The organism is Streptosporangium heterodermiicola (genome assembly GCF_051390675.1).
GTDB lineage: Bacteria > Actinomycetota > Actinomycetes > Streptosporangiales > Streptosporangiaceae > Streptosporangium.
On record NZ_JBPJSR010000004.1, the window covers coordinates 510790 to 524339 of the forward strand.

The 13550-nt window shown below is 70.9% G+C and carries 13 protein-coding genes; 7 read left to right on the top strand and 6 right to left on the bottom strand.

Annotated features, from left to right (window positions below; all coding sequences use genetic code 11):
- Positions 1-149 precede the first annotated feature (149 nt).
- The 6 genes from ACSC1Q_RS12205 (at position 150) to ACSC1Q_RS12230 (ending at position 6082) form a co-directional block, all read left to right on the top strand.
- The gene (locus ACSC1Q_RS12205) at positions 150-554 is read left to right on the top strand and encodes a GntR family transcriptional regulator (protein ID WP_436758777.1); all 405 of its coding nucleotides are present in this window, start codon (positions 150-152) and stop codon (positions 552-554) included.
- Positions 551-1441 carry an ABC transporter ATP-binding protein gene (locus ACSC1Q_RS12210; RefSeq protein ID WP_436758778.1) on the top strand — a complete coding sequence of 297 codons (891 nt, stop codon included), beginning with the start codon at positions 551-553 and terminating at the stop codon, positions 1439-1441. Before ACSC1Q_RS12205 ends, ACSC1Q_RS12210 begins: the two co-directional genes overlap by 4 nt.
- Complete coding sequence (locus ACSC1Q_RS12215; RefSeq protein WP_436758779.1) at positions 1438-2511, top strand: ABC-2 membrane transporter-related protein; 1074 nt, start codon at positions 1438-1440, stop codon at positions 2509-2511. Before ACSC1Q_RS12210 ends, ACSC1Q_RS12215 begins: the two co-directional genes overlap by 4 nt.
- The gene (locus ACSC1Q_RS12220; protein ID WP_436758780.1) at positions 2508-3938 is read left to right on the top strand and encodes a S41 family peptidase; all 1431 of its coding nucleotides are present in this window, start codon (positions 2508-2510) and stop codon (positions 3936-3938) included. Before ACSC1Q_RS12215 ends, ACSC1Q_RS12220 begins: the two co-directional genes overlap by 4 nt.
- Before the next feature lie 14 nt (positions 3939-3952).
- Complete coding sequence (locus ACSC1Q_RS12225) at positions 3953-5110, top strand: alpha/beta hydrolase family protein (RefSeq protein WP_436758781.1); 1158 nt, start codon at positions 3953-3955, stop codon at positions 5108-5110.
- A gap of 78 nt (positions 5111-5188) precedes the next feature.
- Positions 5189-6082, top strand: coding sequence for an aldo/keto reductase (locus tag ACSC1Q_RS12230; protein ID WP_436758782.1), 894 nt, complete (start codon positions 5189-5191; stop codon positions 6080-6082).
- 114 nt (positions 6083-6196) lie between these two features.
- Here the strand turns inward: ACSC1Q_RS12230 and ACSC1Q_RS12235 are convergent, their stop codons facing one another.
- The 6 genes from ACSC1Q_RS12235 to ACSC1Q_RS12260 all read right to left on the bottom strand — a co-directional run bounded on the left by ACSC1Q_RS12235 (position 6197) and on the right by ACSC1Q_RS12260 (position 10989).
- Positions 6197-6787, bottom strand: a complete 591-nt coding sequence (locus ACSC1Q_RS12235; RefSeq protein WP_436758783.1) for a dihydrofolate reductase family protein — start codon at positions 6785-6787, stop codon at positions 6197-6199.
- A 71-nt stretch (positions 6788-6858) separates the two neighbouring features.
- Positions 6859-7590: an SRPBCC family protein gene (locus tag ACSC1Q_RS12240; RefSeq protein ID WP_436758784.1), complete on the bottom strand. Its 732-nt coding sequence runs from the start codon at positions 7588-7590 to the stop codon at positions 6859-6861.
- Positions 7587-8174, bottom strand: a complete 588-nt coding sequence (locus ACSC1Q_RS12245) for an ArsR/SmtB family transcription factor (protein ID WP_436758785.1) — start codon at positions 8172-8174, stop codon at positions 7587-7589. Before ACSC1Q_RS12245 ends, ACSC1Q_RS12240 begins: the two co-directional genes overlap by 4 nt.
- A 277-nt stretch (positions 8175-8451) precedes the next feature.
- Positions 8452-8724, bottom strand: a complete 273-nt coding sequence (locus ACSC1Q_RS12250) for a GlsB/YeaQ/YmgE family stress response membrane protein (protein WP_329088698.1) — start codon at positions 8722-8724, stop codon at positions 8452-8454.
- 341 nt (positions 8725-9065) lie between these two features.
- Positions 9066-10652 (bottom strand): SPFH domain-containing protein, encoded by a 1587-nt coding sequence (locus tag ACSC1Q_RS12255; protein WP_436758786.1) that lies wholly within the window; start codon positions 10650-10652, stop codon positions 9066-9068.
- 136 nt (positions 10653-10788) lie between these two features.
- Positions 10789-10989: an NfeD C-terminal domain-containing protein gene (locus ACSC1Q_RS12260; protein ID WP_436758787.1), complete on the bottom strand. Its 201-nt coding sequence runs from the start codon at positions 10987-10989 to the stop codon at positions 10789-10791.
- A 503-nt stretch (positions 10990-11492) separates the two neighbouring features.
- Between ACSC1Q_RS12260 and ACSC1Q_RS12265 the strand changes: the two genes are divergently transcribed.
- Positions 11493-13541 carry a flavin monoamine oxidase family protein gene (locus tag ACSC1Q_RS12265; RefSeq protein WP_436758788.1) on the top strand — a complete coding sequence of 683 codons (2049 nt, stop codon included), beginning with the start codon at positions 11493-11495 and terminating at the stop codon, positions 13539-13541.
- The last annotated feature ends 9 nt before the right edge of the window (positions 13542-13550 follow it).

The window sequence follows — 13550 nt, forward strand, 5'->3', positions numbered from 1 at the left end:
GCCGCTTTGGCAACAATCTTCGGCTCACCCGTCCCAGCCAGGATCAATTGATGGCGAGGTCCGCGAGTGGACGGGTCGATCTCCTGGCCGTGCGTCCTCTTAACAAGTTCCATACATGTAATAATCTAAAGTACTAGTACCGTAGATAAATGGAGGAACCGGTGATCGAGTTCCATCTGGATGCGAAGTCCGGCGTCTCGCCGTACATGCAGCTGGTCCAGCAGGTACGGCACGCGCTACGACTCGGCCTCCTGCGCGAGGGCGACCAGCTGCCGACCGTCAAGGAGGCCGTGGCGCGACTGGCGATCAACCCCAACACCGTCCTCAAGGCCTACCGGGAACTCGAACACGAGGGCCTGGTCGCCGCCAGGCCGGGGGTGGGGACGTTCGTGACGGCGACCCTCACCGACACCTCGCTGGCCGCGCACGGCCCGCTGCGGCTGGAGCTGCAGCGCTGGCTGGCCAAGGCCCGCCGGGCCGGCCTCGACGACGAGAGCATCGAGGCCCTCTTCACGACCACCTTTCGGACCACCGCTCAGGAGGAAATAGCGTGACCGCTGTCTTGAAGGCCCAGGCACTGGGCAAGCGGTACGGCAGGCGCTGGGCGCTGCGCGAGTGCACCGTCGACATCCCGGCGGGCCACGTCGTGGGGCTGGTGGGCCCCAACGGAGCCGGAAAGACCACGTTGCTGAAGCTGGCCGGCGGCCAGCTGGAGCCGACGGCGGGCGACATCACCGTGCTCGGCGGCCGGCCCGTCAGCGGGCGGGCGCAGCTGGCCAAGGTCGGCTTCGTCGCCCAGGACACCCCCGTCTACGCGGGACTGACCGTCGCCGAACACCTGCGACTGGGCGCCCGCCTCAACCCCCGCTGGGACGCCGCGATGGCACGGGAGCGCATCGCGCGGCTCGATCTCGTCCCCACCCAGCGGGCGGGCAAGTTGTCCGGCGGCCAGCGCGCCCAGCTCGCCCTCACCCTCGGCCTGGCCAAGCGCCCCGAGCTGCTGATCCTCGACGAGCCCGTCGCCTCGCTGGACCCGCTCGCCCGCCGCGAGTTCCTGCGGGGGCTGATGGAGGCCACCGTCGAGCACGAGTTCAGCGTCGTTCTCTCCTCCCACCTGGTCTCCGACCTGGAACGGGTCTGCGACTTCCTGATCGTGCTGGTCGACTCCCGCGTCCAGGTCGCCGGGGAGGTCGACAAGTTGCTGTCCACCCATCACCGGCTCACCGGCCCGCGCCGCGACCCCGACCGGCTCCCCGCCGACCAGCACGTGATCTCCGCGCGCCACACCGACCGGCAGAGCACGTACGTGGTCCGCACCGACACCCCGATCCACGACCCCGCCTGGACGGTCAGCCGGCTCGGCCTGGAGGACCTCGTCCTGGCCTACATGGAGAAACGCACCGCCGAGAACCGGCGACCCGCCCTGGAGGTGCGGCGATGATCTGGCTGACCTGGCGCCAGTTCCGCGGCTCGGCCACGATGACGGCCGCCCTGCTCGTCGTACTCGTCGCCACCCTGGCCCTGACCGGCCCGGACCTGGCCTCCCGCTACTCCGCCGGGATCGCCGCCTGTGTGCGGGACGACACCTGCGACCGCTTCTTCGACGGCCTCTTCGACGACTACCAGATGCCCTTCATGGCCGTCAGCCTCCTCGTGCTGCTCCTGCCCGCCCTCGTCGGGCTCTTCTGGGGAGCGCCGCTGATCACCCGGGAGCTGGAGGCGGGCACGCACCTGCTGGTGTGGAACCAGAGCATCACCCGCGGCCGCTGGCTGGCGGTCAAGCTCGGCCTCACCGGCCTGGCGGCCATGGCCGCCGCCGGCGTGTGCGGCCTCGCGGTGACCTGGTGGTCCGCCCCCCTGGACAAGTCGGCCACCTCGGAGCTGGCCCTGATGGCCCCCCTGGTGTTCGGCGCGCGCGGCATCGCCCCGATGGGGTACGCGGCCTTCGCCTTCGTCCTCGGGGTGACCGTGGGCATGCTGGTGCGCCGCACGCTGCCCGCGATGGCCCTCACCCTGGCCGTCTTCGCCGCGATCCAGATCGCCATGCCGCTGCTCGTCCGGCCCCATCTCATACCCCCTGTCGCCGGGACCTTCGAACTCAGCCAGGCGAACGTGGACCGCATCGGCATAAGACGGGACGAAAACCAGCTCGTGCACATCACGCTGGACTCTGCCGTTCCCGGTCAGGCCGGGGCCGGCGCCTGGGTTCTGTCCAGTGACTTCATCGATCCGTCCGGGCGCATGATCTCCGGCAGCAGCGAGGAGGGCGCCGCCGTCAGGACCTCCACCACGTCGGGGCCCTGCGCACCGCCGGGACTGGGAGCGGCAGCGGGACAGGGCATGGACGGGTGCCTGGTCGAGATCAACCGGCTTGGTTACCGGCAGCAGGCGACCTACCAGCCCCTGGAGCGCTTCTGGCCCTTCCAGTGGATCGAGACCGGCATCTACGCCCTGCTCAGCGCCACCCTCACCTGGTTCTGCTTCTGGTGGGTCCGAAGGCGCCTGTCATGACCACCGCCAAAACCACCGCCAAAACCACCGCCGCCGGACTCGCCCTCCTCCTGGCGGCGGCCTGCACCACACCGACACCACCACGCGTCCAGGCGGGCACCGCGGGCGCGGCGATCTGCGCACGCCCCCAAGGCCCGCCCGCGGCCGAGAAGCCCACCACGATCGACGTCATCGAACAGGCCTACCGCTGCATCCTGGGCACCTACTACAGCGGCGCCACCCTGGACGCCCGCGCGCTGCTGATGGCCGGATTCGCCGCCCTGACCCAAGAACTCAACCGCAACGGCCGCGACGTAACCGAGGCGACCATGCCCGCCCTGACCGGCGACCGCACAGCCGACTGGGCCGCCTTCGAGGCCACCTACACAAAGGTCACCGACCAGGTCCCCGACCTGCGCGACAAGCTCGCCGTCGTCACCTTGGAGGCCATCGTGGCCGCCCTCGGCGACAACCACGCCCGCTGGACACACGACGTCAAAAGGCCGCCCGGCCACTACGACGGCGACGGCTACGGCCTGGGCCTGACGGCCAACGTCACCGGCCCGCAAGCGGACGCCAACCCCGGCACCGCCCTCGCCCCGCTGTTCGTCGCCACCGTGCAGGGCGGCGCCGCACAAACCGCCGGGGTCCGTCCCGGTGACGTCATCGAAGCGATCAACGAATCAGCCCCCTTCATCGGCGGAAAGGCCACCCCCGCGATCACCGCCCTCTACCCGCAGTATCCGGAGGCGCGGCCGGTGCGGTTGCGGCTGCTGCGCCAGGACACCGGCCGCCGCTGGAGCATCACGCTCAAGCCCGGCCTCTATCAACGCGACCTGGACACCCTGCAGGTGGTGCGATCGAAGCTGCTGGACGACGACGTCGCCCATGTGCGGATGACCGGCTTCGCCCCCGACGCCGCCAACCGGGTCCTCAAGGCCATCGCCCGGCTGCGCACCGGCCGCACCCTGTCCGGCGTGGTGCTGGACCTGCGCGGCAACGGCGGCGGCAGCCCCACCGAGGCGGTCCGCCTGCTGAGCGCCTTCGCCCACGGCAAGAACACCGCCTACCAATGCACCGTGGACGGCACCTGCGAGGCCATGCGCACCGACGACACCGTCGAACTCCTTGGCCTGCCACTGGTAGTACTCACCGACCGCGGCTGCGCCTCGGCCTGCGAACACTTCACCTCCGCGATCAAAGACCTGCGCGCCGGACACCTGGTCGGCACCAGAACCGCCGGGCTCGTCTCCGGCCCGGCCGGCTCCTACCTGCTGAGCAACAACACCCTCCTGAGCTTCCCCGACAAACACCACCTCGGACCCGACCGCGAGGTGATCGACAAGATCGGCGTACCCCCCGACCACCACGTCCCTCTCACCCCCGAAGACGCCGCCACCGGACACGACCCCGCACTGGCCAAGGCCTTGGCCTTGCTGCACAAGTGAACGGACTCCTCTCCATGAGACAGCTCCTGGCCGTGGCCGCGGGACTGGTCGTCCTGGCCGCGTCCACCTGCTCGGCCCCCACCCCGCCCCGGGCCGACGCCGGCCCACCGGTCACACCGACCGGCCCCGCCACCCTGCCCGCCCCCACCGGCCCCCACCCGGTCGGCAGCACCGTCCTGCACCTGACCGACACCTCCCGCCCCGACCCCTGGGACCCCGACGCCGACGCCAGGGAACTCAAGGTCACCCTGTGGTACCCGGCCAAGCGGCGTGACGGGCGGCGGGCGCCCTACATGACGGCCAAGGAGTCGGAGCTCGTGCTGAAGGGCTCCGGGATCTCGACCGCGCCGTACGACACGTTGAGCAAGACGCGCACGAACGCCATCCAGGACGCCGATCCCACGGGGCGCGGGTTCCCGCTGGTGGTGCTCTCCCCCGGCTTCACCAAGCCGGTGAGCACGCTCACCTCCCTGGCCGAGGACCTGGCCAGCCGGGGCTACGTGGTGGCCGGGATCGACCACACTCATGAGAGCTACGCCACCACCCTGTCCGACGGGCGGATCGCCGAATGCCTCGCCTGCGACAGCGACACCGACCCGGGCTTCGGCCCGAGAGTGGTCCAGGGCCGGGCCGCCGACGTCTCCTTCGTCCTCGACCGGCTGCCGTCGAAGTGGGACGGCTCCGGCATGATCGACCGCACCCGGATCGCGATGGCGGGCCAGTCGATCGGCGGGGCCGCCGCCCTGGCGACCATGGTGAAGGACCCCCGGATCCGTGCCGGGATCGACATGGACGGCACCACCTACGCCCGCATCCCCAAGAGCGGGTTCACCAAGCCGTTCATGTTCGTCGGTGCGCCGCAGCACGTCCCCGGGGGGCGTGACACCTCCTGGGACCGCGACTGGAAGCTGCTGACCGGGTGGAAGCGATGGCTCGTCCTGACGGGCGCCGAACACCAGTCCTTCACCGACCTGCCGCTGCTGGGAGGCGCCCTCGGCATCAGGCCCGCCCCAGGCGTTCTACCGGCGGAGCGCGGCGCGGAACTCACCCGCGCCTACGTGGCGGCCTTCCTCGACCGGCACCTGAAATCGCGGCCGCAGCCCCTCCTGGAGAGACCGTCACCGCGCTCTCCCGAGGTCACGTTCTGCCCCGCGACGTGCGGCACCCCTTGAGGGCCGTACGGCACCGTGCGTGGACGGTCCGGTCATCGGTGTTCCTGGGCGGCTGGGCGGTGGTGGCAAACTTCGCACATGGACTCGGAGAGCGTCACGGCGGCGGTGGCGGGTACATGGGAGCTCGGCGATCTGGTCGTCAACCGGATCGGGTTCGGCGCGATGCGGCTGACGGCGAACGCCGACGGCACGCCGAGCGACCGTGACCGGGCGATCGGCGTGCTGCGCCGCGCGGTCGAGCTAGGGGTGAACCACATCGACACCGCAGCGTTCTACTTCTCGCCGCTGCGTTCCGCCAACGAGCTGATCAACCGGGCGTTGGCCCCGTACCCGGACGACCTGGTCATCACCACGAAGGTCGGTCCTGGCAAGGATCCGTCGGGCGCGTGGCTGCCCCTGGCCAGGCCGGAGCAGCTGCGCGGCCAGGTCGAGGAGAACCTCCGCCAGCTCGGCCGCGACCACCTCGACGTGGTGAACCTGCGCGTCCACGGGCCCGACTCGATCGCCGAGCGCTTCGGCGCGCTGGCCGAGCTGCGCGACGCCGGGCTCATCCGCCACCTGGGCATTTCCAACGTCAGGCCCAAGCACCTCGCCGAGGCCCTGGCCATCGCCCCGGTGGTCTGCGTGCAGAACAGGTACGGTCTCGGCGCGAGCCCCGAGCGCCACGAGTTCCTGCGCGCCTGCGGTGAGCGGGGCATCGCGTTCGTGCCGTTCTTCGCGATCGCCGGGGACGGGCGCGAGGCGGGCGCGGGCGGCACCGAGAACGACGAGGTCCTCGCCGTGGCGCGTGCCCACGGGGCGACGGCCGCGCAGGTCCGGCTGGCGTGGACGCTGCGGCGCGGGCCGCACGTGCTGGCCATCCCGGGCACCGGCAATCCGGATCACCTGGTCGCCAACGTGGCGGCCGGGGCGCTGCGGCTCTCGGAGGACGAGGTCGCCCGCCTCGAAAGGTCGACCCCGGTCACCTTCTGATCTCCGAGGTGTCCGGGCGTCTGTGGGGGGCCGCGGGGCCCGGAGGTCGGCGACATCGCGTGCGCGGCGTCACGTCTCCGGGCGTCTGCGGGGTCTCCGGGATGTTCTGCGGATCTAGCCGATCGGCCGGTAGACGCACACGTTCGCGCCCGTGGCGCTGGTGACCGTGGAGACCAGTTCGAGCGTGCGCAGGGCACCGTCGTCGGGGAAGAGCGACTTGCCTCCGCCGAGGAGCACCGGCATGACGACGAGCCGGAGCTCGTCGGCCAGGCCCTCGCTCAGGAGGGTGCGCGCGAGGGTGGGGCTTCCCATCACCACCAGGTCGCCGCCGTCGGTCTCGCGCAGTTTGCGGAGGTGCGCGACGGCCTCCTCTCCGGGGATCCGGGTGGTGTTGTTCCACGTCAGCTCGTCGTCGCCCAGCGTCCGGGACACGACGTACTTCGGGATGCCGTTCATCTGATCGGCGAACGGGTCACCGGCCCGCCCTGGCCACGCCTCGGCCATGGTCTGCCACGTGCGGCGCCCGAACAGCAGCGCCTCGGCTCCGCTCAGCGCGCCGCCGAAGGCGCCGCCGACCACCTCCATGTCGAAGAACGGGTGCGACCAGCCGCCGTGGGCGAAGCCTCCGTCGGTGTCCTCCTCGGGCCCGCCCGGAGCCTGTACGACGCCGTCCAGGCTCATGAACTCGATGATCACGATACGCATGGGATTACTCCTTGGGGGTGGCACCACTGCTTTGGATCGCTGCTTCGGAAGAGCCGGCCGAGGTCGGCCGGTCAGGCGAAGTTCTCCGCCGTCCAGGCGTCCCACGCGGCCTGCTCGTCGCGGCCCGCGAAGTTCTGGTGGCCGAGGACGAGGGCGTCGCCTCGGGCGGTGCCGGAGTGGATGAACCGGTACAGGCCCTCGTCCGTCCGTACGCCCAGGTTGACGGGCAGGTTCGCGTAGTAGACGACCCCGGCGGAACCGTCGGGGAGCCGGACGGGGTCGCCCTCGCGGACGTCCGGTGTGACGGCCAGCGACTCCGTGACGATCTTCCAGAGGGTGTCGGGGCCACCCGCTCCCGGCCGGAAGACCGTGGTGATCGACGGGGTGCGGCCGGTGAAGTGGGCGAGGTACTGCCTGAGGGTCTCCATGTAGATGGGCCAACCGGCCTTCATCGCCTCGAACTCGGTCTCCCAGTCGTCGCCGAGCATGCCGTTCTGCACGAGCCGCAGCACGGTCGTGCCGCCGCCGCGTCCCTCGACGAGATACTCCATCGCCATGAACCGGCCGTCGGGAGCCTCCGCGCCACGCGTCGCGATGCGGGTGCCGGGCTCGTAGGCGGTGATCGTGGCCTGCTGGGTGTGGCCCATCATCGTCAGGTGGGCGGGGCCGCCGGTGGAGGCGCCGAGCTCGGTGCGTCCCATGAACCAGGAGTCGACGCCCGGCCCGGTCGCGATCGCGTCCCAGACCTGCTCGGGGGTGGCGGTGAGCTCGATCTCCTGGGTCAGCTCGAACGGGTGCGTCATCGGGTTTCCCTCACACTCGGGTGGACGGCGACGACGATCCGGTGGTCGCGGCCCTTCTCGGCGGACTCGTCGTGGTACTTGGACACCAGGGCCGTGACGGCTCCGGCGAGCTCCTGGGCGAACGCGGCCCGGTCGGCGGCCGAGGCGAAGCGCACCTCACCGTCGATCGCGAAGGTCGCGACGCGCTTGCGCGCCTTGGCTGCGCCGGTGATGAGCGCCCCGACGTCGCGGACCAGCCGGGCCGCGACGGCCAGCAGCCAGCCCGCCGACAGCTGGTCGGGGGAACGGGCCGGGTCGGGCTCGACCGACGCCAGCGCGGTCGGGGAGATCACGTAGGAGGCGGCGGTCGCGCGCATGATGCGCTCGTTGACGTTTCCCTTGCGCCGCTCCTCGATCATCTCGACGAGCCCGTGCGCCTCAAGCGCCTTCAGGTGGTAGTTGACCTTCTGCCTGGGCAGGCCGACCTTGGCGGCCAGCATGGTCGCGGAGCCGGGCTCGCTCAGCTCGGCCAGTAACCGGGCCCGGATGGGGTCCAGTGAGGCCTCGGCGGCGGCCGGGTCCTCGATCACGGCGATGTCCTGCATGACCACAGACTATGACCGACAAATTATGTTGTCAAGGAAGTCTTATTTGCCGGTGGGCGATCCTTCACGGGCTTCCCCGGTTCGGGGTCGGGCCGGGCAGGTGTGGGGGCTTCCGTGAGGGTCCGATTCCATTTCCTGGCCTCCTCGCCGCAGCGGGAAAACGGCGACGGCCCCGCCCCGGAAAGATCCGGGACGGGGCCGTCGCAGGTGCCTGGGGTGGTGGTCTCCGGATTTCCTCGGGTTACCCCCGGGGAAACCGGCCGCCCCAGGTCACGGGCTAGCGGACGCCTCGCCTGCCGTACAGGCTCACCGCCAGGATGACGCCGACTGCGGCCAGGGCGATCTGGATGATCAGCTCGATCCAGTCGATACCGGACGTAGCGGAGACCCCCAGGGCTCCGGCGATCGCGGTGCCGATGAGTGCGGCGACGATACCGATCACGATGGTCAGCCAGATCGGGATGCCCTGCTTGCCGGGCACGACGAGCCGACCCAGGGCACCAATGATGGCGCCGATAACGATGGCGGTAATGATGCCGGTGACTGTCATGTTCCACGCTCCCTGTCTGCTCAGCTGCCAGGCGTATGCCCTGGGAAGAAGGAACAACACATAACGGGGTGCCCTGAATTAGTGTCCGCCGGTCACGAGTCCGTCGCGCGATGGTCTCAGGCCGGCTTCGGCCCGCCACCCTCCGTGAGGGAAACCGGGCTTCACCTGCCCCGGGAGTCCCATGGCCCCCACCTGCCCTCCGGTCCGTCCGCCGGAGGGAGCGGAGAAAATAATCGGAAAAATGAAGCAAAATCCTGAGGGTCAGGGGGTGGGGGCGGGTCTTCCAGAGGGTGGTTCCGCCGGATCCGCCGATTCCGTCGCTCCTGCCGGTTCCGCCGCTTTCATTGGTCGCCGGTTCTGCTGGGAGCGGCCGTGCCGCCGGTGCTCGTGCCGTCGGCGGAGGTGCGGGAGGTGGAGGCACGGGGGGCGGAGGTGTCGGGGGCGGCTTTGACCTGGGCGGGGATGGTTTTCGCGGGGGCGTCCGGGGTGGTCGCGGGAGTGACGGTGTTCAGGAGGGAGCGGGCGAGTCCGAGGCCGGCGCCGCCGAGGGTGAGGGCCTTGGCGAGCATCTCCTCGACACCCTGGGCGCCGTTGAGGACGACCATGTGGTCGACGTTGCCGAAGGCCTTCGCGCCCGCCTCGACGATCTGGGGCCACTTCTCGGCGAGCTGCTGGGCGATGACCGCCTCCTGGTTCTCGGCGAGGGCCTCGGCGCGGGCCCGGATCGCGTCGGCGGCGGCCAGGCCCTTCGCCCTGGCGGCGTCGGCCTCCGCGAGCCCCTGCGCCTTGGAGGCGTCGGCGGCGGCCAGGCCGCGGGCCCTGGCGGACTCCGCCTCGCCGAAGCCGGTGACCTTCGTCGCCTCGGCGGTGGCGATACCGCGCAGCCGCACGGACTCCGCCTCGGCCGCGGCGGCCTGCTTGACCTGCGACGCCTGCGCGGCGGCGCGGAGCTCGGTCTCACGCGCCTCGGCCTCGGCCTGGGCGATCCGGGCGTCGCGCTCGGCCCGGGAGACCGTCACGGTCTCGTACGCCCTGGCGTCGGCGGGTTTGCGGATCTGGGCCTGGAGCCGCTGCTCGGCCAGCGCGGCCTCCAGCTCGGCCGCGCGGGTCTCCTGGACGACGACCTCCTGCCGGGCGGAGGCCTCGGAGAGCGGCCCCGCCTGGCGGGACCTGGCCTGGGCCTCGTCGATCTCGGCCTGGTAGACGGCCTGCTTGATCTGCGAGTCGCGCCACGCCGCGGCCTTGTTGGCGGCGGCGATCTGCTCGGCCTGGGTGGCCTCCTGGTCACGCTGGGCCTCGGCGATGCGGGCCGCGGCGGCGATGCTGGCGGCGTGCGGCTTGCCGAGGTTGGTGATGTAACCCGTCCCGTCCTCGATCTCCTGGATCTGCAGGGAGTCGACGATCAGGCCGAGCCTGATCATCTCTTCGGCGGCCGAGGCGCGGGTCTCGCCGGTCAGCCGCTCGCGGTTGAGGATGAGGTCCTCGACCGTGAGGTTGCCGATGATCGAGCGCAGGTGGCCGGTGAACAGTTCGTGGATGGCGCCGTTCATCGAGTCCTGCTGGTCCAGGAAGCGCCGGGCGGAGTTCGCGATCGAGTGCAGGTCGTCGCCGACCTTGTAGATCACGACGCCCCTTACGACCACCGGGATGCCCTGCTGGGTGACGCAGGAGACCTGAAGATTGGCGGCGCGGCTGTCCAGGCGCAGGCGGCGCGCGGTCTGGAAACCGGGGAGCACGGAGGTGCCCTTGCCGGTGACGATCCTGAACCCGAGGCTGTCGGCGTCCGCGGAGTTACCCCGGGCGCCGAGACCGGAGATGATCAGCGCCTCGTTGGGCTCGGCCACCCGCCAGACGGTCTTGAACAGCAGGATCATGACGAGAAGGGCGAAAAGGACCACGCCCCCTATGACGAAGTACTCCGTGGGCATCTCGGCCTCCGCGGTGTGGGGGAGAGCAGGGGAGAGGAAAGGTCGGGGATCGGGTTCGAGGGAGTGGGGTGCTCGGGCTCAAGACAGCGAGAGTGAGCGAAAAGGGTCCAAGAGGAGGGGAGGTGAGTGAGAGGGGTCAGGGGAGCGCGCGGGCGACGTAGACCGTGCGCGGCGGGAAGAACTCGACGATCACGACGATCGAGGTCGGGGCGATCTCCTCGTCCGGGACCGTCGGGTGGGCGTAGAACGCCTCGACGCCCCCGCGGACCGCCACCATCACCTCCCCGACCAGGCCCGGGCCGATCCTTCCGGTGACTCTTCCCTGCTTACCGATCACGCGATACTCCCCCGTGACATCCGTCAAAGAGGAAAAGCGAATGCGGACGCCGCCCCCGGCATGCCGCGCCTCACCGTCCGGCGACACGGAGGCGCCGGATCCATCACTAATCCCCTCACTTCACTTTATACGGGTAACGAGCCGACTGACCATAACGTTCCGGGTTATCCGGTAATTCATATGACGCACCTTCCCTGCCCTCACGGAATCCCCGGGGAGCGGCACCGGAAGGGCACGGAGCAGCGGAAACGGGATGAGGCCGGCTCGGGGACGGCGTGGGACGCGCACCGGGCCGCTCGCGACATGGGTGGTTTTCCCCGGATCGGATAAGCCCAGGCGACACCGAAGCCGCATCACCCCCTCTCCCCCTTTAATTCCCAGCCACCATGGCATGCCTCTCATGTAGGAGATGTCACGACAGCGCGTTAATGGCCCGGGTAAAAACTTCCCGAAAACGCAGCGCGGCAGCCCCGCCGATCCATTCACATCGTGAGGATCGCCCCATGACCGATCCACACGAGATCAATCCCCGTAAGGCCCTGGAACTCGGCATGGACCGGCCCATCTCCCGTCGAGACTTCTTCGATGGGGTGATCGCGGCCACCGGGATCGCGGCGGCCTGCTCGCTGCCCGGGATGGGCGAGTGGGGCGGCTCCCCTCACGCGCCCCCGGAGAATCTGGAGCTTTCGCCGGACACGTCCTATCCGCCGTCCCTCACGGGGCTGCGCGGCGACACCGCGGAGGCGATGAGCGTGCCCCACGCGCTCCGCGACCAGCGGTTCTGGCCGTACGCGGGCACGCCGGAGCCCACCGGCGAGCACTACGACCTGGTCGTGGTCGGCGCGGGGATCAGCGGCCTCAGCGCGGCCCACCGGTGGCTGGAGCGCGACCCCTCCGCGCGGATCCTGATCCTCGACAACCACGACGACATCGGCGGGCACGCCCTGCGCAACGAGTTCCGTCCGGCGGCGAGGAAGGGGCCGCTGGTCGCGTACGGCGGCTCGCGGTCGATGGAGCACCCGTCGGCGTGGACCCCCGAGGGCAAGGACCTGCTCGCCAAGCTGGGCATCCGCCCCGAGAGCCTCGGAGAGCCCACCGGCCGGGGACTGTACGCGAGCCTGGGGATGCACGACAGCGTCTTCTGCGACCGGGAGACCTTCCTGCGGGAGAAGCTCGTCGTGCTCACGCCCGGCGAGGACGCCGCCCGCTGGATCGCCGAGCTGCCCGTCGCGGAGCAGGCCAGGAAGGACCTGCTCATGCTGTACGGGAATCCGCCCGACTGGTTCCCCGGCCTGTCCGCCGAGGAGAAACAGGCGCGGCTGGCCCGGCTGACCTACTCGGGTTTCCTCAGGGACGTCTGCGGGGTCCACCCGGACGTGCTGGCGTTCGTCAGGACCATGCCGAGCGACGAGTGGGCCTACGGCTCCGACGCCTTCGGCGCGATCGACGCCTGGGGCGGCGCCGACGAGCACCGGTACGCGGGGTTCCAGGGGCTCGGGCTCGACAGGTCCAAGCCGTCCAGGTACAACTCCCCGACCGTGATCAAGGAGTGGGACGCGGGCGAACCGCGCGCCTGCCGCTTCCCTGAGGGCAACCAGGCGATCGCCCGGATGACGGCCGCCCGGATGATCCCCGGCTTCGCCACGGCCGGCGGCGTGCGGGACGTCACCACCGCGCGCTTCGACTACGACGTGCTCGACCGGCCGGGCAACCGGGTCCGGATCCGCCTGTCCAGCCCGGTGGTCTCGGCCGCCAACGACGGCCTCCCCGGCGCCGGTCCCGGCACGGATCCCGGCACGGATCCCGGCACGGCCACCGGCGCCACGGTCGGCTACTTCGACGGCGAGCGGGTGAGGACCGTACGGGCGGGTGGCGTGATCATGGCCTGCTGGAACGCGATGATCCCCTACCTGGTCGGCGACCTCCCGCCCGCGCAGCAGGCGGCCCTGCGGCGGTCGGTCAAGGTGCCCCTGCTGTACGCGACGGTGCAGCTCCGCGACTGGCGGGCCTGGCGGGAGCTGGGGATCAGGCGCGCCCGGTTCACCGGCGCCCGCTGGTGCGTGGCCGAGCTCGACGACCCGGTCGACCTCGGCGGCTACCGGTGCCCGAGGAGTCCCGAGGAGCCGATCGCCGTGCACATGGTCAGCACCCCCGTCACCCCCGGCATGTCACCCGCGCAGGGCTCGGTCGCCGGGCGGTACTCCCTGATCGGGACGTCGTACGAGCACCTGGAGTACGGCATCCGCGACCAGCTCGCCCGGCTGCTCGGCCCCGGGGGCTTCGACGCGGCCCGCGACATCGAGGCGATCACGGTCAACCGGTGGGGACACGGCTACGCGCCCGAGTACGCCACCCCGTGGGACCTCGACTTCTACCCCGACGGGCAGCCCCCCGCGGCCGTCGCCCGCAGGCCGCACGGCCGGATCGCGATCGCCAACTCCGACTCCGTTCCCGCCGCCCGCGCCGACGCGGCCGTCACCGCCGCCTACCGCGCGGTCGCGGAGCTCCAGGTCCGGCCGCCGAACCCCTCCGGTGGACCGATCCTGATCTGACATGCTCTG